We start from the raw sequence: 24,985 nt of genomic DNA, 5'->3' as shown, positions 1-24,985 counted from the left end.
CAAGAACGGCGGCTCCCTCCGCAAGTCCGCGTCCGGCAGTTGGACCGTCACATGGCGGCTCACACGCGGGCCTTGGCCGTCGGCTTCGCCGTCCGAAGGGGCGTCAGGTACGCCCGTTCGGCCGCAGTCCAGGCCGTGGTGGCCGCCAGATAGAGGCCGGCCGCCAGGGGCACGATCGCGGCGGTGACGAGCGTGCCGAAGGTGAGCAGCGGAAGGATCTTGGTCAGGCTCGCCATGCCCGGTACCTGGTCGGCCCCCGGGACCGGCATCGTGGCGGCCGCCTTGCGGCTGCGGGTGTACGTCCACGTCGCCACGGCCGCGATCAGGGCGAACAGGCCCAGGTAGACGAGGCCCTGCGGGCCGAACGCCCCGCCGTGGCCGAGCGCGTCGGCCCACCGGCTGCCGAGCGGGGCGCCCAGCAGGGTGTGGTCGAGCAGGCCGTCGCCGCCGGAGCCGGTGGCGAAGAGGTGGTACATCACATAGAACACGGGCAGCTGCACCATGGACGGCAGGCAGCCCGCCATCGGCGACGAGCCGGCCTTGGCGTACATCTCGCTCGCCGCCTTGTGCAGCCTCTCCGGGTGGTTCTTGTGCTTGCGGCGCAGCTTCTCGAGCTCGGGCGCGAGCGCGGCGCGGGCCCCCTCGCCGCGCGCCGCCGACCTGGCCAGGGGGTGCAGGGCGAGCCGGACGCCCAAGGTGAACAGGACGATCGCGGCGGCCGTCGCCGAGGTGCCGAAGAGCGGGTCGATGACGTCGGCGAGGTGGGACAGCAGGGTGCCGAGGAATGCGAAAACGGACATGGATGAGCCCTCCACGGGGTCTCGTCGTGCCGGAAACGGAAGGGGTTTCGGCGTGACGAGCCGCGCGGGCTCAGCTCAGCTCAAAATGCAGTGCAGTGCAGTGCAGTGGCGGGAGCGGAGCGCCTACGCGGCCGTCGGGAGGAGACGGCCGGGCGCTCGGGGCCGGGGACGGCCCTGGGCATCGGGATCGCGTTGGGCGAGGAACGCCGTACGCAACTCCCGGTCCCGTATCGCGGTGCGTATGCGGGTCGGCGTGAGCGGACCCGTGACGCGGGCGGCGAGAACGGCGCAGGCCAGCAACGCGGCCGCGACGGCCGTCGTCGCGGCCAGTGCCACGACGCCCACCAAGCCGCTCTGTACGAGGAGCAGTTCGGCCAGCAGGAAGAGGAGCACGCTCACGTGCGTACGCAGGGTGCCGCGCAGGACATGACGCATGCTGTGCTCCCCCTCCCCGAAGGCCGTTCGTTCGCGACCGTTCGATCAGTCGTTCGTTCCGATGCTAGACCGTGCCACTGACAACCGGCACGTCCGGGCCCGGATCCGTCGCCAGCACCTCGGAATCCGGTCGTTCGTCCACGGTCCTCGGCCCCAGCCAGGAGACCGCCAGCGCGACCACCAGGTTCAGTCCGAGGGCGACCGCCCCCGCGTTCACGCCCCACAGCGGGTCGTTCTCGGTGAAGACCAGCGCGCACACCAGGGTGCCGCCCGCCACGAGACCGCTCACCGCACCCCAGAGCGTCAGCTTCCGCCACACCAGGCCCAGCAGAATCATGGGCACGAGCTGTGCCATGCCTTCGTAGGAGATGAGCGACAGCCGCACGAGCGTATTGGGCTCGGTATAGGTGAGCAGCAGGGCCAGTCCGCCCGCCGCCACGACCACCACTTGGGCGCCCGTCTTCTGCCGGTCCGGGCGGCCCGCCAGGCCGGGCATGACGCCCAGCACGCTCTTGCCCCACATGGTCCCGATGACCAGCATGAACACCGCCATCGGCACGATCGACGACAGGGCCGCCGCGACTCCGATCACCCCGACCGCCCACGCGGGCAGGGAGTCCACCACGAGCTTGAACAGCGCCAGGTTCGACCCCGGGCCGGCCAGCCCCGGCACCACGAAGATCGCCGCCATGCCCAGCAGCATCGGCACGAACAGCAGCACGTTGTAGAACGGCAGCAGCATCGCGTTGCGGCGCAGCCCGTCGGCGCTGCGCGCGCCGAGGTAGCCCGCCACGGTCGTCGGGAAGATCACCACGGTCAGGGAGTTCAGGAAGCTCGTCGTGACGAACCAGCTTCCGCCCAGGCCGCTGCCGCCGTGCCCGGTGAAGGTCAGCCAGTCGGGCTTCTCCGCCACCAGGCGGTCCAGGAAGGGCCCGTAGCCGTCGAAGTAGTGGAGCGGGACGTAGATCGCGAGGAAGCCCAGGGTGCCGATGACCAGCACGTCCTTGAGCACCGACACCCAGGCGCTGCCGCGCAGTCCGCTCACCACCACGAAGCCCGTGGTGACGGCGAAGGCGATGAAGTAGGCCCAGTTCAGGCTGATCGCGCCGTAGGAGATGGTCGAGACGACCACGCCCATGCCGGTGATCTGGAGCTGGATGTACGGCAGCAGGCACACCGTCGCCAGGATGGCGACGGCCGTGCCGAGCCAGGGGCGCCCGTAGCGGTGGGCGACCATGTCAGTGATGGAGACGAGGCCGTGCTCGCGGGCGTAGGACCAGAGCATCGGCCCGACGACGTAGCCGATCGCGTAGCCGCAGGACATGTACGCGATGACGTAGAGGACCGGCGCGCCGTGGTTGTAGCCCCAGCCCGCCGCGCCGAGGTAGCTGAAGCTCGTGTAGCCCTCGCCGGCCATCAGCACCCAGATGAAGACCGTGCCCATGCTGCGGCCGCCCACCGACCACTCGGTGAGTCCGCCTCCCGAGCCCCGGCCCCGGACGGCGAAGAGGCCGAGGGCGACGGTGAGGACCATGAAGACGCCGAAGACCGACGTCGCGACGGTGGCGTTCACACCCGGCCCCGCTTCCGGTCCCCGCGCCAGGCGAGGAAGACGGCGGCCGGTGTGAGCAGGGTCGCCAGCAGGAGCCAGAAGAAGAGGAAGGGGAGGCCGGCCACGGTGGGATGGACGCGGTCGACGAGAGGGAGTACGCCGAGGAAGAGCGCGTAGGGGGCCAGCAGCCAGAGCAAGGCGGGACGTTTCAACACAGGTCGACCCTAGGTCGTGGTGCGGTTGTGCCTTCTTTCGGCCCGCCTCGGTGGTGGCATCGGCGCAGGCCACGCCGCCTCCCAAGGGGCCCGGTCGGCCGTAGGAATGCTCACCCCTTCGGGTGTAAACGATGTCTGTGCGCCGTGCATTTCGGGGTGCCATAGACGCAGCGTGTAGAGATGGACCGCAATTCAGTGCTCTGCGGTAAACGAATTCATTCCGGTTTTCTTCTTCCTGGCTCCGCGCAACCGGTGAGTGGCCACAGAAATGGGGGAGTTGCCCTTGCGTCGCGACGCGCCAAGCGCACCGAAGGAAATCCCGTCGGCGCCGTCTGGGCATGTCCGACGCCGGCGCTGCGCGGTGGTCATGGCCGTCGTTCTCGGGGCGGCCTATGCCCTTCTGGCCACCGACAGTGCCAGCGCGCTCCAGTTCGCCTTCGCGGGACGCGTGCCCATGGTCATCAGTGCGGAGAAGATCAGTGTGTCCGGGTTGTCGATCACTCCGGGGCTATCGTCGGGAAAGCATTCCGATGCGGCACTCATGTCGCTCTTCCAGGATTTTCGAGCCGATGATGTCTGTGTGACCTCCGTGGTGGAGCTGCCGGTTATCGGAGCCACCACCGCCCGCCTGTATGCCGACTCGCTGTCCGCCTCGAAGTTCACCATCGAGACGTCCTCTCTCAGTACGTCGCGCGTTTCCCTTTCCCCGGCCGGACTGGAAACAGAGCGGGACCCGGCAACGCCCTTCCGGCTTACCGCGGGCTCCTTTCACGCATTCAAGGTCCGCGTCGAACCGCGAGCGTTCGCCGCCGCGAGCCTCGCCGCGAAGGGTTTCCACGCGGACTTCGTCCACGGCCGCCAAGGCTGCCCCTCCAGCCCTCGGGATTCCGGGAAATGACGATGAACGATCTGTGGCCGATCGCACGCTCCCGCTGGCTGCCCTGGTACCGCACACGCCCGTTCTGGGGCGGCTTGTTGATGTGTCTGGGCGGCGTCGAAATCGTGCTGACCACCTGGGACGGCCTGGGCATGCTGCCGTTCTCGGGCACCGCCGGCGCCTCCGCGTGGCTACTGGGCAGTCTGTGTCTCGTCTCCGGGCTCGCCACCTGGCAAGCTCCCGACCGGCGCGCTTTCCCGGGAGTCCTCGCACTCGTGCTGTCCCTGGTCAGCCTTGTCGCAGCCAACATGGGCGGCTTGTTCCTCGGATTCCTGCTGCTGGCATCCGGTGGGGCGATCACCGTGGCCTGGACGCCCGAGCCACGTAACGGCAAGGCATCGTAGGAAAACTCCTCCCAAGAAAGGTCACACGCCTTGGCGCGTTGGGAACTGGGCAAGTTCGACGAGTGCCTCGATCTGGCAGGTATCAATGACGCCGGATTGCGGAAATCGTACCGGGCCTGCTTCAAGCTGGCGTTGAAGACGGACTGGACCATGGCCATGGCCGGGGCGTTCCTGCCGCCGCAATACCGGCCCGCCATGGCCGCGGTGGGAGCCGTGGTGCGCTGGGTGGACGACCTGGCGGACCACCGCAAGGGCAGTGTCGCGCGCTTCTCAGAAGAGACCCATGAACTTCTGACGGAAGTACGCTCGGGATATTCGGCGCACCCCGTGCGGGCCGCGATCGTGCACAGCATCGCCACCTTCGCACTGCCCGTGCCGGCCCTGGAGAAGTTCGTCGCGACGACCCGGGGCGACATCGGGAGGACCGAGTTCGCGACCGAGGCGGAACTGTCGGAGTTCGCCCGCAGTGCCGTGGGCGCTCCCGTCCTGCTGGGCTGTCCGCTGTTGGGCGGACCCTCCGACGATCCCGCCTTCGACCACGCGGTGCTGTCGTTCGGCGAGGGCCTGGACAGGGTGGACAACCTGCGTGACATCTCCGAAGACGTGGCGCGCGGCTGGCTGGGAATTTCGACGGAGACGCTGGAGAACTGCGCCGCGGACCGCACGGATCTCCTCAACCGCAGGCCGACCCCCGCGGTGCTGCAGGCGCTGCGCTGGGAAGCCGACCGCGCCGATGCTCTCCTGTCCGGCGCGGACACCGTGGCGGCGGTGCTGCCCCCTTATGGCAGAGCCGCTATCGAAACCATGCAGTCCCTGTACCGGTTGCATTTGCGGACCGTGACCGACGACCTGCCCGCTACTTTGCGGCGGCGTCCCCACCCGCGCCCGGCTTCCCTGAAACGACTGGCGGTCTCTTCACTGCGGTCCGTCTTCGACGCGGTCCCGCCGCCCCGCGTCGAAATGGCTCCCGCCTGCCCTTCCGCTGCTGCTCCCGTCGTGCCGGAACAACTCCATGACGTCCGTAGTTGGGCGTCGCACCGGGCCATCAGTGCCGAACTGAGACGCTGCTGCGAAGGGGCGGACGACACGCTTCTCGCGCCGATCCAGAACCACGCCCTCCTGCCGGTCGGGAAGCTGCTCAGACCGGTGCTGACCGTGGAAGCCGCCGGGGCCGTCGGCGGGCGCACCGACATGGTCCTGCCCGCGGCGGTCAGCACGGAACTCGTCCATGTCGCGAGCCTGATCCACGACGACATCATCGACGGTGACGACCAGCGGCGGGGCCGGGACTCGGCCCCCTACCGCTTCGGCGCGGACCTCGCGCTCCTCGCCGCCAACGGCCTCGTCATGAAGGCCCTCCAAGGGCTCTCCCGCTGCCGCGAGCGGGGCGTCGGCGCCGAGCGCGTCGCCCAGGCCTTCGCCGAGGCGGGACGCACGGGCGAGGACCTGGCGCGCGGTGCGGCGCTCGAACTGAACATCTCCGACGACCTGACCTGCGGGGTCGACACCTACCTGGAGATGATCAGGCTCAAGACGGCGGTGCTCTTCGGCTACGCCTGCCGCCTCGGTGCGTATCTCGTCGAAGGCAGCGACGACCAGGTCCAGGCGCTGAGCGAGTACGGACTGGCTCTCGGCATGGCCTTCCAGATCACTGACGACCTCCTGCCCTACGACAGCACCTCACAGGCCGCCGGCAAGGACGCGGCCAGCGACCTGCGCAACCATCGCCCCACCCTGCCCCTCCTGCTCGCGCACGCCCATGCCTCGCCACCTCAGCGAGCCGAGCTGCACGCCCTGTGGCACGACACCGACTGCGAACGCGCCCTGCCCGCTGTGCACCGACTGCTCCAGAGCACCGATGCGATGACGCGGGCCCGGGACTTGGCCGTCGCCTACACGGAGCGGGCCCAGAGCCACCTGGACCGGCTGCCCGACTCCCCCTACCGCAAGCGGTTGCGCCATGTGGCGCGGCAGGCCACGCACCGGAGCAGCTGAACTCCGGTCACGGGTGCGGTTGGGGCTACGGCTACGGGCGCGGGTCAGATCGTCAGCACGACCTTGCCCTCGGCCTCGCGGGCTTCCAGCGCGGCATGCGCGTCGGCGGCGCGTGCGAGGGGGAAGCGGGTGATCAGCGGGACGAGGCGGCCCGCGGCGGCCTCGGCCAGGGCGCGGGTGGCGAGCTCGCGCATGCCGCCGGCGGGGACCATGGCCGGGCCGATCGCCCAGGTGACGGTGAGGGCGCGTTCGATGATGTCCTGTGTGGTGATCTCGGTGGCCGTTCCGGAGGCCCAGCCGTGCAGCAGGAAGCGGCCGCCGGGGCCGAGCAGTTCCAGGGCCTGGCGGCCGGTCGTGCCGCCCACGCCGTCGAGGACCACGCTCACCCGACGCCCGCCCAGGGCCTCGCGGACGTGCGCCGGCCAGTCGGCGTCCCGGTAGTCGACCGCGACATCGGCGCCGAGCTCCCGTACGCGTGCCGTCTTCGCCGGGCCGCCCGCCACTCCCACGACGGTGGCACCGGCCCGGCGCGCCGCCTGGACGAACAGGCTGCCGAGGCCGCCGGCCGCCGACATCACCAGCACCGTGTCGTCGGCGGTGATGCCCGCGACGGACAGGACGCCCTGGGCCGTGGAGCCGGTCGTGATCGCCGCTACGGCGGTCTCGGCGTCCAGGTCGTCGGGGAGGGGGTGGAGGGAGCCGACGTCGGCGACGGCCTGCTCGGCGTACCCGCCGTACCCGCCCAACTGCGCCACCACCCGTCGCCCCAGCCACTGTTCGTCCACGCCCGGTCCCACCGCCGACACGACGCCGGCGACCTCGCCACCGGGGATGACCGGCAGCTCCGGCGGCTGGTGCGGGCCGACGGGGAGGCCGCGCCGGAGGGTGGTCTCGATCCAGTGGACGCCGCTCGCCCGTACATCGATCCGCACTTGACCCTCGGCCGGCACGGGCGCGGGAACCTCTTCGTGGCTCAAGTTCCCGGCGGGGCCGAAGGCGTGCAGTCGTATCGCGTGCATGGCGTGCGCTCCTGGATCGGTGCGTCCCGTGGGTGGGGCGGTGTGATCACTCTCCAACATCAACATTGCTTGAGGTCAAGGGAGCGAGGAGACTGAGATCGACCCCGGTGATCGTGCCCGAATTCGGGCAGGATTATGGTGAACATCCATGACGATAAGCACAACGCTATGGTCCTTCGCTTTGGTCGTGGGCCTCCTCACCCTCACCCCCGGCCTCGACACCGCCCTCGTCCTGCGCACAGCGGCGCTCGGCCGCCGCCGACGGGCCTGGGGCGTGGTCCTCGGCATCCAGACCGGCATCCTGGTCTGGGGTGCGCTCACCTCGCTCGGTGTGACCGCGCTCTTGACGGCGTCTCAGATGGCGTACGAGATCCTGCGCTGGGCGGGCGCGGTGTATCTGCTGTGGATGGGCGCCCGCATGCTCATCGACGCCTGGCGCGGCATACGGACCGACGGGACGGGCGAGGCACAGGCCTTGAAGGAGGCCGAGACCCTGTACGAGGGGTGGCGGCAGGGCGCGCTCACCAACCTCCTCAACCCCAAGGTGGGCGTCTTCTACGTCGCCGTCCTGCCGCAGTTCATCCCGGCCGGAGCCCCGCACTTCACGACCGGTCTGCTGCTGACCTGCGTGCACATACTGCTCGGCCTGCTCTGGTCGATGGCGCTGATCGCCTTCGCCCAGGCCCTGCGCGGCTGGCTCCAACGCCCCGCCGCGCGCCGGGCCCTCGACCGCGTCACCGGCACGGTCATCGCGGGCTTCGGCCTGAAGCTCGCCCTGGGGGACTGAGCGGGGAGGGGCGGCCGCTCAGCCGCCGAACTGCTCGCGCAGCCTGACCGTGCACGGGGGATACCCCTTGTTGGCCTTCTTGGGCAGGATCGAGAAGGAGCCGTCGTCATTGCGCACGGCCACGTGGGGAACGCCCTTGAGCGACTCGGGCACGTACCTCTTGACGGTCTTGTGGAGCTCGGCGACCGCCTGCTCACGCGACTTGCCGGACAGGGAGCGGAGGACGGTTATCTGCTGCTGCGCCACCCCGTCCTGGACGACCGTCTGTTCCGATGTGATCCACCACGTGGTCATCGACATCCCTTCCCTCGGGTCCGGGCATGCCTACCCACGGATACCGAACAGGAATCGCGCGACCGTGCGCCACCTGAATAGCGGGTTCGGAGTCCGCTACTCGGCTGCGGACACCCGCGCGCGGGAGCGCCTGCGCAGCCACACCAGCGGTGCCGCGCCCACGAGGGCCAGCGCGCCGGGGGCCGTGGCGGCCACCGTGTTGATGTCCTTCTGGTCGAACGTGCCGGGCACCGGCAGCGTGGACCAGCGGTCGACCGGCCAGGCGACGACGACCGCGCGGCCCACCACATTGCCGACCGGCACCATGCCGCCGCCGGGGTTCTCGCGGTGGTAGCGGGAGTCCGCGGAGTTCTGGCGGTGGTCACCCATCACCCACAGGTGCCCCTTGGGGACCTTGACCTTGAACTGCCCCCTCTCGTCCGTGCTGCAGGCCGTGTTCCCCGCGAAGACGTACGGCTCGTCGAGGGGCTTGCCGTTGACCTTGACCGGGCCCGTGCCCTTGCACTCCACCGTGTCGCCGCCGACCCCGATGACCCGCTTGATCAGGTCCTTCTCCTCGGCGGACGGCATCAGGCCGATGAAGCTGAGCACCTTCTGGGCGGCGTTGGGCTGCGGGGTCGGCTCGTACTTCATCCAGTCGCCCGGGTCGTGGAAGACGACGACCTCGCCGCGCTCGGGCTCCGAGCCGAACCACGGGGTCAGCTTGTCGACCAGCACCCGGTCGCCCGGCTGCAGGGTGTTCTGCATGGAGTCCGACGGGATCGAGAACGCCTGCACCAGGAAGGTCTTGATCAGCAGGGCGAGCAGGAGCGCCACCCCGAGGAGGATCGGCAGCTCCTTCCAGAAGGGGCGCTGCTTCTTTGCCTTCTTGCCGCGCGGGCCCTGTGGCGCCGACCCGTCCTCCGGCCCGTTGTGCTCCGACCGTGCGTCGACCGCCGCGTCCGCCACGCTCTGCTCCTCACTCGTGCTTCCCGCCCGCACCCTGCTCGGCGCGGGCCCGCCACTCCCACAACGAGCGGGAGTTCCACGAGCTCGGGAGTCGGATCGTTCCCGATCGATCCTAGGTGACCTGGGGCTTCCCGGGGCACGGGTCGTGGAGGCGGGTCACCGCGACCGGAGGTCGGCGCCGGGCCCGTCGCGGGAACGGTTGAATTCAGGCCGTGACGGTGCGTGATTCCAGGTGGCGTGATAACGGTGTGTGAGGGGACGGGGTGGCGCGGACTGGTTCGGGGGAAGTGACGGAAACCACGGGGAGTTGGCGGTCTGATATGCGGACTCTGCCCGACTTGCCGGGCCTTCAAGATCCTTATTTCCACTACGCTCCGCGTTGTCGGCCACCTTGGGTAACCGATGGAGGTCGGCGAATTTTCCCCCCTCAACGGGTCGGTACGACCCGGAACTTGGAGAGACGCATGCGTCGTATTTCCGCGCTCGCCGTGACCGCCGCGCTCGCCGGCGGTGTTCTTTTCACGGCCCTGCCCGTCACGACCGCCACCGCGGCCCCCCACAAGACCTGCAACATCAACCAGATGGGTCAGCAGGTCGCCGACCTGAAGGCCAAGGCCGCCACGCTGCGGAAGCTGGGCGAGCCCGAGGCGGCCAAGCGCGCCCAGGCCCAGGCCGACGCCATCGCCAAGAAGCGGGCCGCCTGCATCAAGGCGGACGAGACCTCCGCGAAGCCGCGCTGGTAGTTAACCCCCCACTGCTGGGGCGTGTGCACCTCCGCTGCGCGGCGGTGTCCTCAAACTCCCCCAGCTACCGCTGGGAGGTGCCCCCAGCGGGCTTGTTGTGGCTGAGCTCAGCCACAACAAGCCCGTCCGGCGTTTGAGGACGCGCCCGCAGGGCGCCCGCCGCCGCAGGCGGCAAAGGCGGGCCGGTAGTCGAGGATCCGCCGGCCAGGCGAGAGGCGCTCGCCGCCGCAGGCGGCAAGACGGCCCCGTCGGCCAGGTGCAGGGCAATACACCTAGCGCCCGACACACCCCCGTACCGCCATGAGCAGGGACGCCGTCCTGGCGTCGCCGTGGCCGATCATCCGGTTGGTGACATAACCGAAGCCGACGCCGTATTCGTCGTCGCCGAAGGCCAGTTGTCCGCCCGAGCCGTCGTGGCCGAAGCTGCGGGGGCCGAGCAGGGGGTGGCGGGCCGAGTCGAGGTGGAAGCCGGAGCCCCACCGCGCGCCCAGGTCGGGGAAGCCCGACCAGGAGGCGCCGGCCGACTGCTCCCGCACCGCGTCGGTGACGGTCTCCGGGCTGAGCAGCCGCGGCCCGCCGTCCACACCGTGCGCGGCGGCCGCGTACAGCGTGGCCAGACCGCGCGCCGAGGAGACGCCGCCCGTCCCGGGGAACTCGGCGGTCAGCAGCGCGGGGGAGTTGTAGCCGTGCGGATCGTCGAGGCCGGGGAAGGGCACCAGCCCGTTCGTCGTCAGGATCCGCATGATGAGCGTCTCCGGGTCGGGCAGCGCGGGCCGTCCCCCGGCCTCGACGAGCCGGGCCAGCGAGGGGAGTTCGGCCTCGGGCACCCCGATCCAGGTCCGCAGGCCCAGCTCGTCGGCGACGGCCGCACGGAAGTACGCGCCGGGGGTGAGCCCGGTGATCCGCCGGATCACCTCGCCGACCAGCCAGCCCAGGGTGAACCCGTGGTACTCCAGCGCCGTGCCGGGCTCCCAGAGGGGCTCCTGCTCCTCAAGGGCCTTGATGACCGGGGTCCAGGCGGCGAGGTCCTCGAAGGTCAGCGTGCGGTCGTCGACGGCGGGCAGGCCGGCGCGGTGCGCGAGGACCATGCGCGTTGTGATCTTCTCCTTGCCGCGCTGCCCGAACTCCGGCCAGTAGTCGGCCATGGGGGCGTCGAGGTCGAGCCGGCCCTGCTGCGCGAGCAGATGGGCGCAGATGCCGACGATGCCCTTGGCGGCGGAGAAGACCGGGGCGGCGGTGCCCTCTTCCCAGGCCCGGCCGGTCCGCTGGTCGGCGATGCCGCCCCACAGGTCCACGACCTTGCGGCCGCCCGCGAAGACGGTCACGGCCGCGCCGAGGTCACCGCGCTCGGTGAAGTTCCGGGCGAACTCGTCCGCTACGGCTCCGAACCCCTCGTCGGCCCATCCGCTGTGCTCCACTGTGCTGCTCTTCCCCTCGCGTCGGGGCATGCCGGACCGATGCCCCCCGTGTGCCGTTGGCCCAGGTCACGATACGTACGCCGCGCGATCGGATCGAGCGATATTCCGTGCGCCCGGCCCCGCTGCCCGCCCCGGCCCGCCGCCCTCGCGTCAGTCCTCGGCGAGGAACCGTTCCAGCGCCTCCACCACCAGCGCGTGGTCGTCCGCCTGCGCCAGCCCCGACACCGCGACCGCGCCCACGACGCCCGTGCCGCGCACCGTGAGCGGGAAGGCGCCGCCGTGCGCGGCGTAGCGGTCCGGGTCCAGCCGGGAGGAGTCCTCGAAGGTGCGGCCCTTCGCGCGGAAGCGGGCGCCCACGAGGTAGGAGGACTCGGCGTAGCGCTCGACGACGCGGCATTTGCGGTCCAGCCAGGCGTCGTTGTCGGCGGAGGTGCCGGGCAGGGCGCAGTGGAAGAGGCGTTGGGCGCCGCGCCGGACGGTGACCGTGACGGCGGCGTCGCGCTCGCGTGCCAGACCGGCCAGGAGCGAGCCGATGCGCCAGGCGTCGTCGTTGTCGAAGTGGCCGAGGACCAGGCGTCGTTCCTGCTCCTCCAGCCGTGCGATCTCCTCGCTCACCGGCCCCTCGCTCATCGGCCCGCCCCGATCCGCACCGCACGGCCTTCGGCCGCCGAGGTCCGGGCCGCCTCCAGGACGCGCAGGGCGTCCGCCGCCTCGGCCGCCGTGACCGGCGGCCGGCCGCCCGTGCGCAGGGCCTCCTCGATCGCCGCGTAGTAGGCGGGGTAGTCGCCGGGCAGGGTCGGTACGGGCTCCCCGCCGCCCGTCTGCGGGGACTCGCCCGCCCCGAGGCGGCCCCACGCGCACTCGGGTTCGACGCCCCAGGCCGTGCCGTCGGCCGTGGGGCGCAGGCCCTCGCGCAGCGCGGCTTCCTGCGGGTCGAGGCCGTACTTCACGAAGCCCGCCTCGCTGCCGAGCACCCGGAAGCGGGGGCCGAGCTGGGCGGTGGTGGCGCTCACCCACAGATGGGAGCGGACGCCGCTCACGTGCGTGATCGCGATGAACGTGTCGTCGTCGGCCTCGGCGCCCTCGCGTCGCACGTCGGTCTCGGCGTAGACGGTGGCGGCCGGGCCGAAGAGGTGCAGGGCCTGGTCCACGACGTGGCTGCCCAGGTCGTAGAGCAGCCCGCCGATCTCGGCCGGGTCACCGGACTCGCGCCAGCCGCCCTTGGGACGCGGCCGCCAGCGCTCGAAGCGGGACTCGAAGCGCTGGACCCGGCCGAGGGCACCGTCGTCGATCAGCTTCCGGACGGTACGGAAGTCGTTGTCCCAGCGACGGTTCTGGAAGACGCCGAGCAACAGCCCGCGCTCGTCGGCCAGGGCGGCCAGCTCCTCGGCCTCGGCGGCCGTCGCGGCGAGCGGCTTGTCGACGACCACCGGCAGCCCGGCCTCCAGGGCCCTGCGGGCGAGCGGGACGTGGGTGCGGTTGGGGGAGGCGATGACGATCAGGTCGAGTCCGCCCGCCCGCGCGAAGAGGGCGTCCGCGTCGGCGACCGTGGTGACGCCCGGGTGCTCGGCCACGGCCTGCCGCTGCCGGTCGGGGTCGGCCGTGACGACCGTGTCGAGGGCCAGGCCCTCGGTCGCGGCGATCAGCGGGGCGTGGAAGACGGAGCCCGCCAGGCCGTAACCGATGAGTCCGACGCGCAGCGGGGTGCGGGGGGTGCCTGTGGTGCCATCCATGCTCCCCACTTTGGCAACGCTGTTGCGAAAGTGCAAGCGATGGCGACAATGGGCGGTGTGAACAAAGGTCTGGGCAACCCCCCTCCCGGTGCCAATCTCGCCGCGCTGCGCGACCACAACGCCGCCCTCGTCCTCGGGCTGCTGCGCGACGCCGGTGCGGCGGGCGCGAGCCGCGCGGAGCTGGCCGGGCGTACGGGCCTGACGCCGCAGGCCGTGAGCAAGATCTGCGCCCGGCTGCGGGCAGCGGGCCTCGCCGCCGAGGCGGGCCGCCGCGCGTCCACCGGCGGCAAGCCCGCCACGACCTGGCGCCTGGTCCCGGACGCGGCCCACGCCATCGGCCTCCACCTCGACCGCGACGCCCTGACCGCGACCCTCGTCGACCTCACCGGCACCCCCGTCGCCACCCGCACCGCCCCCCTCGCCTTCGGCGCGGGCGCGGAGGCGCTGCTGGACGCGGTGGCGAAGGAGGTGGCGGCGCTGCTGGCGGATGCGGAGGGGTGCGCGGCCGGGGGGCCGACGGCGGGAACGTCCCCGAGCGCTGTGCGCGGGACCGCTGCCGCGTCGCCGTCCGGGGCGCCCGGCTCGCGCGCGCTCGCCGCGGACGCCCGCGAGGGCTCGTCGGCCGCCGCAGGCGAGCTCGCCGCAGGCGGGGCCGCACACGCCGTGCCCTCCTCGCCCCGCGCGAGCGGCACCGCACACCGCCCCCTCCTCGGCGTCGGCGTCGCCGTGCCCGGGCCGCTCGACCACGCGAGCGGCGTGCTGCACCGGGTCACCGGGTTCCCCGAGTGGGACGGTTTTCCGCTGCGTGACGCGCTCGCGGAGCGGCTCGGGATGCCGGTCGTGGTCGACAAGGACACCAACGCCGCCGCGCTCGGGCTCGTGCTGCGCGGCGCGGGCGGCGGCGCGCCCGCCGCCGACTCCTTCGCCTATCTGCACCTCGGCACGGGGCTCGGCGCCGGGCTCGTCCTCGGGGGCGGGGTGCACCGGGGGGCCAGGACCGGGGCCGGGGAGTTCGGGCACCAGGTGCTCCAGCTCGACGGGCCGCCGTGCCCGTGCGGCAACCGGGGCTGCATCGAAGCGCTCTGCCTGGACGCCGTCGCGGCCGGCGGCACCGCCCGCGCCGCGCGGCTGCTCGGCGTCGGCGCCGCCAACCTCGTACGGCTGCTGGACATCGACCTCGTCCTGCTCGGCGGCCGGACCGTGCTGGCCGAACCGGAGCCGTATCTGCGCGGGGTGCGCGCGGTCCTCACCGAGGACGCCGGCCGCGCGGACGGCCGTACGGTCCCCGTGGCCGTCACCCCCGGCGGCGGCCGGACGGTGGTCGAGGGCGCGGCCGAGCTGGCGCTCGCCCCGCTCTTCGGGCGGTCCGGCACGGCCTTCACGACCCGGTCCGATGAGACGAAAATCGTCACATCGGGCGGTATGTGACGGCCAGTCGGCCGCACGGGGCCGCGCCGCGCCGGGCTCGTGCGCGCGGGCGGTGGGATGTTCCAGAGGACCTGGACCCCACCCGCACCCCACCCGCACTCCCACCGCAAAGGCCCCGCGATGCCCCTGCCCCGTGCCCTCGTCGCAGTCGGCGCCGCCGCGCTCGCGCTCGTCCCGGCGACGGCACCGGCGGCACCGGCGGCCACCGTGCGGGCCGCCGCGCGGTTCGCCGCCGAGCAGCCGCCCTGCGGCGACCCCGGCAGCGCCGCCTTCCCGATCAGCTCGCGGCTGAGCGGCGGCCCCGAGGTGTACGGGCGCGGCGGCGCCCCGCACGGCTGGCGGCTGGAGCTGCGCAACGACACGGGCGCCGACTGCCAGGCCGTGCACCCGGTCGCGGTCCTCGCCGACCGGGGCCGCGCGCTGCGGCCCGGCGACATCCGCCTCGATTTCTACGACCGGGGTGCCGAGCGCTGGCGGCCCGTGCGGTTCGAGCGGACCGACGAGGCCGAGAACGTCGGTGTCTTCGACGGCTCCTCGCCGGACTTCCCCGGCTTCGCCGTCCCCGCCCGCCGCTCGGTCACCGTCGATCTGCGGCTGTCCTTCGCGGCCGGTGCCGCCGAGGGCCCGGTCACGGCCAATGTGACCGCCGTGCAGCGCCGGGGGAACGACGGCGAGTGGGTGGGGGAGTCCGACGACTACACCTTCGCCATCGAGGAGGGCGCGCCCGAACCCGCCGAGGAGACCGGGCGGGGGACCGGCGGACACCCCGGGGACGCGATGGACCCCGGCGACCCCGGTGACCGCACGCCCCGTGACGTCGACGCGAGCCCGCCCGCGCTCGCCGACACGGGCTCCCCGCACCACCTCTTCGGGATCGGGGCAGCGGGCCTCGCGCTGCTGCTCGGCGGGGCGGCGCTGATGTTCGGGGCGCGGCGGTCGGGCCGCTGACCCCTCCCGCGCCGCCGACCGGGAGGTCACGGCCGGGAGCTGATTAGGCTGGAGGGGTCAGGGCGGCGCACAAGAGGTGCCGCTCTGGCGTACCCAGCCCCGGCGAGGGGCGTTTACGGCAGGAGTCCCACTGTGGCAGAGCGCAAGCCCATCGAGTCCTGGCTGACCGACATGGACGGTGTCCTGATGCACGAGGGCATCCCGGTGCCCGGCGCGGACACCTTCATCAAGCGGCTCCGCGAGTCCGGCAAGCCCTTTCTCGTACTGACCAACAACTCCATCTACACCCCCCGTGACCTGCACGCCCGGCTGGCCCGCATCGGGCTCGACGTCCCCGTCGACAACATCTGGACCTCCGCGCTGGCCACCGCCCAGTTCCTGGACGACCAGCGGCCCGGCGGCACCGCCTACGTCATCGGCGAGGCCGGACTCACCACCGCCCTGCACGACATCGGCTACGTCCTCACCGACCACGACCCCGACTACGTGGTCCTGGGCGAGACCCGTACCTACAGCTTCGAGGCGCTCACCAAGGCCATCCGGCTGATCAACGCGGGCGCCCGCTTCATCGCCACCAACCCCGACGAGACCGGCCCCTCCGCCGAGGGCGCCCTGCCCGCCACCGGCTCCGTCGCCGCCCTGATCACCAAGGCGACCGGCCGCGAGCCGTACTTCGTCGGCAAGCCGAACCCGCTGATGATGCGGGCCGGGCTCAACGCGATCGGCGCGCACTCCGAGACCAGCGCCATGATCGGCGACCGGATGGACACCGATGTGCTGGCCGGGCTGGAGGCCGGCATGGAGACCTTCCTCGTGCTGACCGGGCTCACCCGCTCCGAGGAGATCGAGCTGCACCCCTTCCGCCCCTCCCGCGTCGTCGACTCGATCGCCGACCTCGTCGAACTGATCTGACCAGGCCTCAACCGGCCTGAAGCGATCCGATTCGCTCCGAGCCGATCGGGGGCCTTTGGGCACCGGATGGCGCAATACGGCTACGGAGCGGATGCGACGCCGAAGACCGGCGGGTGAACCTTCTGACGTACCCAGGAGGTTTCCCCATGGACTCTGCCCGCTTCACATTCTGTGGCGCCCTCGTGGCGGCGGCCGTCGTCTGCGCTGCCCCCGCGTACGCCGCCGACGACCCCGCCACCATGTCGGGGACCGTCGAACTCACCCCCGTCACCAGCCACCCCGGCGGCGAAGTACAACTGCGCGTCTCCGGCTGCGGCAACAACCGGGCGACCGCCAGCTCCGAGGCCTTCGTCTCCGACGCCGTGCTGGCGAAGGACTCGGCCGGGCTGTTCGCCGAGGCGACCGTCCGTTCGACCGTCGCCCCCGGCGTCTACCCCGTGAAGGTCAACTGCGAGGGCTACGACGCGACGGCCGCGGGCCGGCTGACCATCGTCAAGGAGGGCGAGGAGCCGGAGGGCGCCCGCGACCGGCAGGACGACCGCGTCGGTGCCGAGACCCACGACCGGCCCGAAGGCGGGCAGCCGCCCGGTGACCACACCCTGCCCGACTCCCCCTCCTCCGAGCTGCCCGTCGCGCCCGTGCCCGCGGGCGGCGGCGGCACGTCGATGGCCACCGCCGAGGCACCCGGCACGCCGGGGCTCGTCCTCGCGGGCAGCACCGCGCTGATCGCCGCCGGAGTGATCTGGTACCGCCGCCGCAACGAGGCCGCGCAGCGCCGCGACACCGACGAATCGCGGCACTGACGGAACGCGGGCCCGAGCCGATGTCCGAACCGCGTGCCAGTGGCACCGGCCGCCTGCTGACCGGAGTGACCTGGGCGGCACTACTGCTGGCCCTGTGGCTGTGGGGGCGGGAGATCACCGAGGGGCACGGCCCCGCCACGCCCACCACCGGCGACGTCGCCGCGGCGGGCCGCCCGATGGGGCGCTCGCTGCCCCCGGCCCGTGAACCGCTGCCCGCTTCCCGGCCCCGGGGGCTGTCCATCAGGGCGACGGGCGTCTGGGCCCCGATCGAGGAGCGCGGCCTCAACCCGACGGGGGCGGTGGAACCGCCGCCCTACTCGCGGTCCAACGCCGTCGGCTGGTACCGCGGCGGCCCGCAGCCCGGCAGCGCCGGCGCCGCCGTCCTCGTCGGCCACCTCGACACCCCCCGCGCCCGCGCCGTCTTCTACGACCTCAGCGAACTGAAACCGGGGGAGACGATCACCGTGGCCCGGGTCGACGGCACGAGCGCCGAGTTCACCGTCGAGGACGTCTCCGTCTACACCAAGGACCGCTTCGACGCCCGGAAGGTCTACGGGCCCCGCGAGCCGGACCGGGCCGAGCTGCGACTGATCACCTGCGGCGGTGACTACGACCGCGTCCGGCACTCCTACTCCGCCAACGTCGTCGTCTCCGCCTACCTGACCGGCGCGGGCCGGGTATGAACCCCCGATTCCGGCAGGCCGCGACCGCGGTCCCTGGTCCAACAGGGCGATATGACGCCAAGTCATACCCTGAGCACCCACTGTGGAGGACACGTCTGTGTCAGCATTGAGACGACCGGTCATGTCCCGCGCGGGTCTGGGGGCACCCCCAGGCAGTACAGCCAAGGGGGAGTGGATGTACGGCAGCTACACCGGCCACACACGCAGGGGCCGCACGGGCCCGGCGAGGGCGGCAGCCGCGGTGGGGGCACTGCTGTTGCTCTCCGGGTGCTTCTCGTCCTCGGACACCGCCGTTCCCAAGGAGCGCGAGTCCTCACGGCCGCCCACCCAGCAGCCCAAGGCGCAGGCCCCGTTCTGGGTCAATCCGCAGGCCACCGCCGCCCAGCGGGCCGACCGGCTGCGCCGCGACGGCAAGGCACGGGAGGCCGAGCTGCTCGGGAAGATCGCCGCGCAGCCGGTCGCGGAGTGGATCGGCGTGGACGACCCGGAGGGCCAGACGCGCGGCTTCACCCAGGCCGCCGCCAAGGCCGACCGGGACGCCCTGCTGGTGCTCTACAACATCCCGCACCGCGACTGCGGCCAGTACTCCCAGGGCGGCGCCGCCGACGGCGACGCCTACCGCCAGTGGCTGGACCAGGCGGCCAAGGGCATCGGTGACCGCAGCGCGACCGTGATCCTGGAGCCGGACGCACTGCCGCACATCGAGGACGGCTGCACGCCGCGCGAGTTCCACGAGGAGCGGTTCGCGCTGCTCAACGAAGCCGTCGGCAAGCTCAAGGCGCTGCCGCGCACCAAGGTCTATCTCGACGCGGGCAACCCCAGCTGGGTCACGCCCGCCGGGCGGATGGCGGAGCCGCTGCGCCGGGCCGGGATCGCCAAGGCCGACGGATTCGCGCTCAACGTCTCCAACTTCCAGACCACGCAGGCCAACAAGGACTACGGCCGCAGGCTCTCCGCCCTCGTCGGCGGCAAGCACTTCGTCATCGACACCAGCCGCAACGGCAACGGCCCGCTGAACGGCGGCGACCACGAGAAGGCCTGGTGCAACCCCTCCGGCCGGGCCCTCGGCGACCCCCCGACCACCCGGACCGGGGACCCGCTGACGGACGCCTACCTCTGGGTCAAGCGGCCGGGGGAGTCCGACGGCGCCTGCAAGGGCGGCCCGGACGCGGGCCAGTGGTGGGAGACCTACGCCCTGGAGCTCGCCCGCAACGCCGGCTGACGCGGCCTGTTCTGTGGATGCCGTCCGCACCACCGCTGCGCGGCGGTGTCCTCGAGCACCGGACGGGCTTGTTTCGGCTGAGCCCGGCCACCACCAGCCCGCTGGGGGCACCTCCCAGCGGTAGCTGGGGGAGCTTGAGGACGCGCCGGTGGGCGCTCGCCGCCGCAGGCGGCAAGACGGCCCGGGGGCCGAAGAACCGCCCGACAGGCTAGTCCCGGTCCCCGACCCTGGGCACCTTGATCCAGACCGCCTCGGACGGGGTCCCCTGGTCGTCGATCACATGCAGCATGTACCAGCCGGGGGGCATCAGGGACGTGTCCTCGGGCAGCGTGACGGTGATGTCGTTCGCCGTCTTGGTGAGCTCCAGTTCGATCGAGCGCTGCTCGATGTTGGTGACGTGGGTGAAGGAGCCGGGCCGGATCAGCCGCGCCTTGCGGATGGCCTGGGAGTGCGCCGTCGCGTAGGTGGTCTTCTCGCCCGCCTTCACCGTTCGCGGAGCGGTGTCCCGCAGCGCGGGACGTGAGTCGCGGAAGAGGTAGGGCGGGGTGTAGAGGTCCATCTGCTGCTGGAACGTGGCGGGTTTGGAATTGGCCCGGTCACCGAAGAGCGAGTCGGAGCCGAAGGTCATGACCCGCCCGTCGGGCAGCAGCAGCGCGCCGGAGTGGTAATTGCGGCCCACCAGCGGATCGGCCACCGCGCGCTTGGTGTTGGTCCTCGGGTCGTACAGCTCGGCCTTCAGGACGTTGGAGTCGCTGCGGCCGCGGTAGTCGCCCGAGCCGTTGGTCGTCAGGACGGTGTCGTCGGGCAGGATGACGCTGCTCGGGTAGCGGGCCTTGGCGTAGAGGTCGGGGCCGTCCCGGAAGCGCGGCTTCGGATCGTGCAGATCGACGATGCGCGTCCTGGCGGTGGATTTCTTGTTCTCCCCGACCCCGCCGCCGCCGAGCACCATGTACCGCTGGGCCTGGGCGGGCGGCAGCAGAACGGACATCGAGGTCTCCAGGGTGTCCGGGTCGCTCATGCCGGGCACCTCGGTGAACGCGTTGCTCTCCAGATCCCACAGCCCCGGCACCCGGCCCTTGTCGGCCGGACCGTAGCCCGCGTTCGACCCCGTGTAGAAGATCCGGCCCTTGTCCGTGAGGAAAAGGGCGGGGTAGGTGGGGAAGAACCGCTCCTTGGGGAGATAGCTCCACTTCTTCGTCTTCGGGTCGTAGATCTCGTTCTTCCCGGGGACGACCTGGCCGATCTCGTCCAGCCCGGAGACGGACAGGACCCTGCCGTCGGGAAGGGTGGTCAGCGTCGGATACCAGCGGGCCTCCCGCATCGGGTCGACCGGGACGTACCGCTCGGCGATGGGGTCGAATTCGAAGGAATCCCGGATGCCCTGGAAATCCTTCTTGTCGAAGGAGAGCTTGTTGGCGATGCCGTAGAGGTTCTGGGCGTCCTTCCCCTTCAGACCCTCGATGCGGTAGTTGTCGGTGAGACCGGTCTCGTACTTGGGGCCCTGGCCGAGCGCCTCCACATAGACGCGCGCGGTGCTGGCGGTGACGGTCACCTTGCCCCCCTCCCCTTGCGTCTTCTTGGCGCGGGGCACGAGCAGGGGGTCGTGGGACTCGAAGGTCTTGCCGCTCTTCCCGCCGGTGAAGCGGGTGCCCGCCGGGAGGGTCATGGGCTTGTCGGGGTCCTCGTTGTGGACGACCATCAGCCCGCCCGCCTTGGTGACGTCCCCCTCCAGCTTCTCGTAGCGCTGGGTGCCGCCCGCGACCAGCAGTTTGCCGTCGGGCAGCTGGGTGTGCCCGGCGCAGAAGAGGTCCTTGGGGGTGTCGATGTTCTTGTAGGTGTTGTGCTCGGGGTCCCACAGGACCGAGCGGAAGCTCTTGGCGTCGAAATTGGCGGCGTTGTTCCCCGAGCCGGCGACGAGCAGCACCTTGCCCGTGTGCAGCAGGGCCGCGTGGATCGTATTGATCCGGTATTCCCGGGGCATGTCGACCACTTTCCAGTGACCGTTCGCCGCCTTGTACCCCGGTTGGTTGATCTTGTAGTCGTGGTACTTGGCGGAGGCGTAGCCCCATATGGCGGGGCCGTTCATCCCCGCCAGGACGACCGCCACCGCCGCACCGATGCCTACGCGGCGGGTGCGGCGGCTGACGCGGAACGGGCGGGCTCTCATGCGCGGGCCTCCACGGCACGGTCGGTGTGGCGGAGGGTCCACCACCAGGCGACGATCGGCGCGACAGTGATCGCGAGGGCGAGCGAAGCCCAGGTGGTCATCGCAACATGCGTGTGGCCGAACCAGAAGGAAGCGGCCAGCGAGCCGCCGAATACCACCAGGAAGAACAGGTGCACACGGAACGTGCCGAACAGAGTGTCGGGACTGGCCGAGTCGCCCTTCGGCGTCACCACGAAATTGCTCTTGCGGCGCAGCACGGCGTCCATCAGCGAGCGGGCGTAGATCGGCGCGGACAGCGCGGACATCACCATGCCGGCGAGCCCGCCGGAGCCCTCGGGCTCGTGCGGTGAGACATTGTGCCGGCGGTTCCAGATGTACAGCCCGATCTGCAGGGCGGCGGCATCGCTGTAGAGCATCATCCAGATCTCCGAATTGATGGAGATGCCGGAGGCGCCGAGGCCGAGGAAGAGGGCACAGCTCAGCGCGCCCAGCATCCAGTTGATGGCGGTCATCGGGTAGTAGATGACCATCAGGGTGTAGTTCAGGAATTTCCCGGGGGAGAGGGTGAAGGGCCCTTTCCAGAACTGCTTGAGGATCGTCTCGTAGGTGCCCCGGGACCAGCGCAGCTGCTGGGTGAAGAAGTCGGTCCACGCGTTCGGCCCCTCGCCGACGGCGAGCACGTCGGGGGTGTAGACCGAGCGCCACTTCTTCCCGGTCGCCGGATTGCGGTGCCGGTGCAGCTCGAAGCCGGTGGCCATGTCCTCGGTGATCGAGTCGTACAGCCCGCCGATGCCCTTGAGCGCGCTGATCCGCACGGCGTTGTTGGTGCCGACGAACATGGGCGCGCCGTAGCGGTTGCCGGCCCGCTGGATCAGGGCGTGGAAGAGGAACTGCTGGCTCTCGGCGGCCTTGGTGACGGCCGCGTCGTAATTGCCGTAGACCTGGGGACCGACGACGAAGGCGATGTCGGGATCGCGGAAATAGCCGAGCATCCGCTCCAGGAAATTGGGCAGCGGCACGTGGTCGGTGTCGACAGAGGCAAAGAAGTCGTAATCGTCGCCGTGGGCGTCCAGCCAGGAGTTGTAGTTCCCGTGTTTGGTCTTGGCGCGGTGCGGGCCCTTCTTCTGGTTCCACTTCTCGACGCCCTTGCGGGAGAAGTGCCGCACCCCGAGCCGCCGGCAGACGTCCTTGACCTCGGGGTCGTCGCCCTCGTCCAGCAGCCATACGTCGAGCGGGCCGCGGTGCCGCAGCCGCATCGCGCCCTCCAGGGTTTTGGTGACCATCCCGATCGGCTCCTTGCCGGGGACGAACGAGGTCAGGAAGGCGACCTTGGTGCCGGTCTCGGGCACGACGGGGACCGGGTCGCGGGCGACGAGCGTCGCATGGGCGTTCGACGTGACATTCAGGGTGCGGAACAGCTCGATGAGGCCGATGGAGACGAGCATCACCGCGTCCAGGAACCGCATGGCGGTCGTGGCGTGGTCGCGCTCGGTCCAGTGCGCGGGCTGCATCAGCCACACCAGCAGCCCCAGCGATACGACGGGTGCGGCCCCGAGGAGCAGCGCCGCCCGGATCCGGTGCGGCTCGTCCGCGAGGAGACTGCGATAGCGGACGCGGTAGGGCTCGATGGGGTGGGGCTGGGTCAGCGGGCCGGCCAGCCGGCTGTAGTGCTCGTAGTCGAAGCGGGGCCGTGGCCTGCGCTGATGCGGCGGGGCAGCGCCGGGCGGGGCTGATCCGGCTGCCCCGGTCGCACCGGCGGTGCCGGCCGGAGGGGGCGGATCCGGCGGGATGCGCGGGACCGGCGCACGGGGCGGGCGCGGGCGCGTGGCCGAGGACGGATCGTGGGACTGCTGCCGGGCATGGGCAGGCGTCGACGTCATGAGTCATCCCCCCGACACGCAGCTGTCTGCGTGTGTCAGATCCTGAGCCCGCGGACCCCCCGGCCGCTCGGGCGCAGGGGCACCGGCTCCCCCCGGCACCCCACCCGACCCACTGCTCACGCAGCGAGAACGAGTCGTTGCTGTCGGTTCAGGATCTCCGACCCCGCGTCATGATCGCAAGGGTGAAACGAGGTGGTTACCGGGCAAAGCGGTGCGTCAAGCGAAGGAGTGTGCGAAAGGTGTCGAAGGGGGTGAGGCGCATCCCGCGGCCCGGCCCGGACACGACGAAGGCCCTCACTAATGGTGAGGGCCTTCGACTGTCTGTGCGCCGCCAGGGACTCGAACCCCGGACCCGCTGATTAAGAGTCAGCTGCTCTAACCAACTGAGCTAGCGGCGCCTGCTGACAGAGAAAACTCTACCTGATGTTCGAGGGTGCTTCCGACCACCCCGCGAGCCGCCCGCGGGAGCGGCGTCTCTCCCGCCGTGATCGGCTCACACCGCGCCGACGTGCGGTTTCTCCGGCCCGTTGAGAAGCTGTGGCGAGTACGGACGCGTGACAAGCGGTCCGGCGGGCCGCCGCGGCACGGCGGGTGCGGGCCCGTCGGCGACCGCCCCGGACAGGCGTACGGGAAGGCGGTGAGGCGGTGCGGACTCCGGCATTCACCGAGGAACCACCCGACGGCCGTGGATGCCCGCTCTGCGCGGACACGGCCGCCGCCCCGGCGCGGGCGGACGACGGTGACGCTGCTCACGCCGAGCCTCTCGGCGAGCTTCCCGACGGGCCTCTCGACGAGGGCGGTACCCGGCACCGGTGCGCCCTGCGCGGCGCGATCGTGGCGGCGGTGGGGGTGGCGGTCATCGCCGGCTCGGGAACGGGTGCCACGGCCGCCCCCGAGCCCCCGGACCCGGTGGGCGGGGACAGCTCCGTCTACGAACCCGGCGACGCGGAGGATCCCGCGCTCCCCGGCGACCCCCTCGCGGACGAGCCGGAGCCGGGCGAGTCGGAGCCGGGCGAGCCGGAGCCGCAGGAGCTCGCCGTCCCGCTCAGCGACCAGGACATACCCGGCGTCGCCGCCCTGCGGGGGCCCCTCTCCCCGCCCCTCCCGGCGGATCCCGCAGGGACGCCGCAGGCTCCCACCGCCGCCGAGCCCCGACTGGAGTCGGCCATCACCTTCGCCATGGCCCAGATCGGCGACCCCTACAAGCTGGGCGGCAACGGTCCCCACGCCTGGGACTGCTCCGGGCTGATCCAGCAGGCGTACCGCCGCGCGGGCGTGAAGCTGCCGCGCATCGCCGCCGACCAGTACCGCGCCACCAAGCGCATCACCCGCCGTGCTCTGCGCCGCGGTGACCTCGTCTTCTGGTCGACCAACGGCAAGGCGTCCGGCGTCCACCACGCCGCGATCTATCTGGGCGGCGGCAAATACCTCGAGGCTCCCCGCCCGGGGAAGAAGGTCCGCATCTCGACCTTCTCCTACTACAGCCCCAACCTGTACGGCCGACCGCGCTGACCTGGCTCGGCGCCGACGGCACCCGTACGGCCGCCGTCCGCCGTCCCGGCGGACGGTCGGGGACTGTCCGGCCGCGCTCTCGGTCGCCGGCTCACCCGCCGTTTCGTCCTCAATCTCCCCCAGCTACCGCTGGGAGGTGCCCCCGGCGGACTGGTTGTGGCCGGCTCAGCCGCAGAGCCCGCTGGCACACGGCCCGCAGCCGAAGATCCG

Annotated in this window: 24 protein-coding genes and 1 tRNA gene; 12 read left to right on the top strand and 13 right to left on the bottom strand. The window is 71.6% G+C overall.

Features of this window, described 5'->3' with window-relative positions; translation table 11 throughout:
* Positions 1–59 precede the first annotated feature (59 nt).
* From JO379_RS12615 to JO379_RS12600, 4 genes are all read right to left on the bottom strand, one after another.
* Positions 60–800 (bottom strand): YidC/Oxa1 family membrane protein insertase, encoded by a 741-nt coding sequence (locus JO379_RS12615; RefSeq protein ID WP_209514993.1) that lies wholly within the window; start codon positions 798–800, stop codon positions 60–62.
* 123 nt (positions 801–923) lie between these two features.
* Positions 924–1,235 carry a DUF6412 domain-containing protein gene (locus tag JO379_RS12610; protein ID WP_130878001.1) on the bottom strand — a complete coding sequence of 104 codons (312 nt, stop codon included), beginning with the start codon at positions 1,233–1,235 and terminating at the stop codon, positions 924–926.
* A 64-nt stretch (positions 1,236–1,299) separates the two neighbouring features.
* Positions 1,300–2,808 (bottom strand): sodium:solute symporter family protein, encoded by a 1,509-nt coding sequence (locus JO379_RS12605; protein WP_209514991.1) that lies wholly within the window; start codon positions 2,806–2,808, stop codon positions 1,300–1,302.
* Entirely contained in the window at positions 2,805–3,002 is a 198-nt protein-coding gene (locus JO379_RS12600) for a DUF3311 domain-containing protein (RefSeq protein WP_242626069.1), read from the bottom strand. Before JO379_RS12600 ends, JO379_RS12605 begins: the two co-directional genes overlap by 4 nt.
* A gap of 367 nt (positions 3,003–3,369) precedes the next feature.
* Between JO379_RS12600 and JO379_RS12595 the strand changes: the two genes are divergently transcribed.
* Genes JO379_RS12595 through JO379_RS12585 form a run of 3 tightly spaced genes read left to right on the top strand, consistent with a single transcriptional unit; the run spans position 3,370 to position 6,278 of the window.
* The gene (locus JO379_RS12595; RefSeq protein WP_209514989.1) at positions 3,370–3,900 is read left to right on the top strand and encodes a DUF6230 family protein; all 531 of its coding nucleotides are present in this window, start codon (positions 3,370–3,372) and stop codon (positions 3,898–3,900) included.
* Positions 3,897–4,283 carry a DUF6114 domain-containing protein gene (locus JO379_RS12590; protein WP_130877998.1) on the top strand — a complete coding sequence of 129 codons (387 nt, stop codon included), beginning with the start codon at positions 3,897–3,899 and terminating at the stop codon, positions 4,281–4,283. Before JO379_RS12595 ends, JO379_RS12590 begins: the two co-directional genes overlap by 4 nt.
* 30 nt (positions 4,284–4,313) lie before the next feature.
* Entirely contained in the window at positions 4,314–6,278 is a 1,965-nt protein-coding gene (locus tag JO379_RS12585; RefSeq protein WP_130877997.1) for a polyprenyl synthetase family protein, read from the top strand.
* Positions 6,279–6,322: 44 nt separating this feature from the next.
* On the opposite strand, the gene JO379_RS12580 is transcribed toward JO379_RS12585, so the two are convergent.
* Entirely contained in the window at positions 6,323–7,297 is a 975-nt protein-coding gene (locus JO379_RS12580; protein WP_130877996.1) for a zinc-binding dehydrogenase, read from the bottom strand.
* A gap of 148 nt (positions 7,298–7,445) precedes the next feature.
* Between JO379_RS12580 and JO379_RS12575 the strand changes: the two genes are divergently transcribed.
* A complete protein-coding gene (locus tag JO379_RS12575) occupies positions 7,446–8,084 on the top strand; it encodes a LysE family translocator (RefSeq protein WP_209514987.1) in 639 nt (212 codons plus the stop codon).
* A gap of 18 nt (positions 8,085–8,102) precedes the next feature.
* Here the strand turns inward: JO379_RS12575 and JO379_RS12570 are convergent, their stop codons facing one another.
* Together JO379_RS12570 and lepB are read right to left on the bottom strand one after the other, a co-directional pair.
* Positions 8,103–8,378: a hypothetical protein gene (locus tag JO379_RS12570; RefSeq protein ID WP_130877994.1), complete on the bottom strand. Its 276-nt coding sequence runs from the start codon at positions 8,376–8,378 to the stop codon at positions 8,103–8,105.
* Positions 8,379–8,474: 96 nt separating this feature from the next.
* Positions 8,475–9,326 (bottom strand): signal peptidase I, encoded by an 852-nt coding sequence (gene lepB / locus JO379_RS12565; RefSeq protein WP_130877993.1) that lies wholly within the window; start codon positions 9,324–9,326, stop codon positions 8,475–8,477.
* 464 nt (positions 9,327–9,790) lie between these two features.
* Between lepB and JO379_RS12560 the strand changes: the two genes are divergently transcribed.
* Positions 9,791–10,069: a hypothetical protein gene (locus tag JO379_RS12560; protein WP_130877992.1), complete on the top strand. Its 279-nt coding sequence runs from the start codon at positions 9,791–9,793 to the stop codon at positions 10,067–10,069.
* Between the two features lie 272 nt (positions 10,070–10,341).
* Here the strand turns inward: JO379_RS12560 and JO379_RS12555 are convergent, their stop codons facing one another.
* From JO379_RS12555 to JO379_RS12545, 3 genes are all read right to left on the bottom strand, one after another.
* Positions 10,342–11,487, bottom strand: a complete 1,146-nt coding sequence (locus JO379_RS12555) for a serine hydrolase domain-containing protein (RefSeq protein ID WP_307841973.1) — start codon at positions 11,485–11,487, stop codon at positions 10,342–10,344.
* Between the two features lie 150 nt (positions 11,488–11,637).
* Positions 11,638–12,117 (bottom strand): heme-degrading domain-containing protein, encoded by a 480-nt coding sequence (locus JO379_RS12550; RefSeq protein WP_209514984.1) that lies wholly within the window; start codon positions 12,115–12,117, stop codon positions 11,638–11,640.
* Positions 12,114–13,220, bottom strand: coding sequence for a Gfo/Idh/MocA family protein (locus tag JO379_RS12545; protein ID WP_209514983.1), 1,107 nt, complete (start codon positions 13,218–13,220; stop codon positions 12,114–12,116). The genes JO379_RS12550 and JO379_RS12545 overlap by 4 nt, the downstream gene beginning before the upstream one ends.
* Positions 13,221–13,268: 48 nt before the next feature.
* On the opposite strand from JO379_RS12545, the gene JO379_RS12540 reads away from it, so the two are divergent.
* From JO379_RS12540 to JO379_RS12515, 6 genes are all read left to right on the top strand, one after another.
* The gene (locus JO379_RS12540; RefSeq protein WP_245382054.1) at positions 13,269–14,648 is read left to right on the top strand and encodes an ROK family protein; all 1,380 of its coding nucleotides are present in this window, start codon (positions 13,269–13,271) and stop codon (positions 14,646–14,648) included.
* Positions 14,649–14,768: 120 nt separating this feature from the next.
* Positions 14,769–15,596 carry a hypothetical protein gene (locus tag JO379_RS12535; RefSeq protein ID WP_209514981.1) on the top strand — a complete coding sequence of 276 codons (828 nt, stop codon included), beginning with the start codon at positions 14,769–14,771 and terminating at the stop codon, positions 15,594–15,596.
* A gap of 132 nt (positions 15,597–15,728) precedes the next feature.
* Positions 15,729–16,508, top strand: a complete 780-nt coding sequence (locus tag JO379_RS12530) for an HAD-IIA family hydrolase (RefSeq protein WP_130877986.1) — start codon at positions 15,729–15,731, stop codon at positions 16,506–16,508.
* Between the two features lie 146 nt (positions 16,509–16,654).
* Entirely contained in the window at positions 16,655–17,311 is a 657-nt protein-coding gene (locus JO379_RS12525) for a hypothetical protein (protein WP_130877985.1), read from the top strand.
* 20 nt (positions 17,312–17,331) lie between these two features.
* On the top strand, positions 17,332–17,994 hold the full coding sequence (locus JO379_RS12520; protein ID WP_130877984.1) for a class F sortase: 663 nt from the start codon (positions 17,332–17,334) through the stop codon (positions 17,992–17,994).
* A 175-nt stretch (positions 17,995–18,169) separates the two neighbouring features.
* The gene (locus JO379_RS12515) at positions 18,170–19,216 is read left to right on the top strand and encodes a glycoside hydrolase family 6 protein (RefSeq protein WP_130877983.1); all 1,047 of its coding nucleotides are present in this window, start codon (positions 18,170–18,172) and stop codon (positions 19,214–19,216) included.
* A gap of 208 nt (positions 19,217–19,424) precedes the next feature.
* Here JO379_RS12515 and glxA read toward each other — a convergent pair whose 3' ends face one another.
* The 3 genes from glxA to JO379_RS12500 form a co-directional block, all read right to left on the bottom strand.
* Positions 19,425–21,383 (bottom strand): radical copper oxidase GlxA, encoded by a 1,959-nt coding sequence (glxA, locus tag JO379_RS12510; RefSeq protein ID WP_130877982.1) that lies wholly within the window; start codon positions 21,381–21,383, stop codon positions 19,425–19,427.
* On the bottom strand, positions 21,380–23,263 hold the full coding sequence (locus JO379_RS12505) for a glycosyltransferase family 2 protein (protein ID WP_209514980.1): 1,884 nt from the start codon (positions 23,261–23,263) through the stop codon (positions 21,380–21,382). Before JO379_RS12505 ends, glxA begins: the two co-directional genes overlap by 4 nt.
* 324 nt (positions 23,264–23,587) lie before the next feature.
* Positions 23,588–23,661, bottom strand: a tRNA-Lys gene (locus JO379_RS12500).
* A 247-nt stretch (positions 23,662–23,908) separates the two neighbouring features.
* Here JO379_RS12500 and JO379_RS33900 point away from each other — a divergent pair.
* Complete coding sequence (locus tag JO379_RS33900; RefSeq protein WP_209514979.1) at positions 23,909–24,775, top strand: C40 family peptidase; 867 nt, start codon at positions 23,909–23,911, stop codon at positions 24,773–24,775.
* Positions 24,776–24,985: the final 210 nt, after the last annotated feature.

Source organism: Streptomyces syringium, assembly GCF_017876625.1.
GTDB classification, from domain to species: domain Bacteria; phylum Actinomycetota; class Actinomycetes; order Streptomycetales; family Streptomycetaceae; genus Streptomyces; species Streptomyces syringius.
Note: the sequence above shows the minus strand (reverse complement) of the source record. Positions and strands in the feature narration are given on the sequence as shown.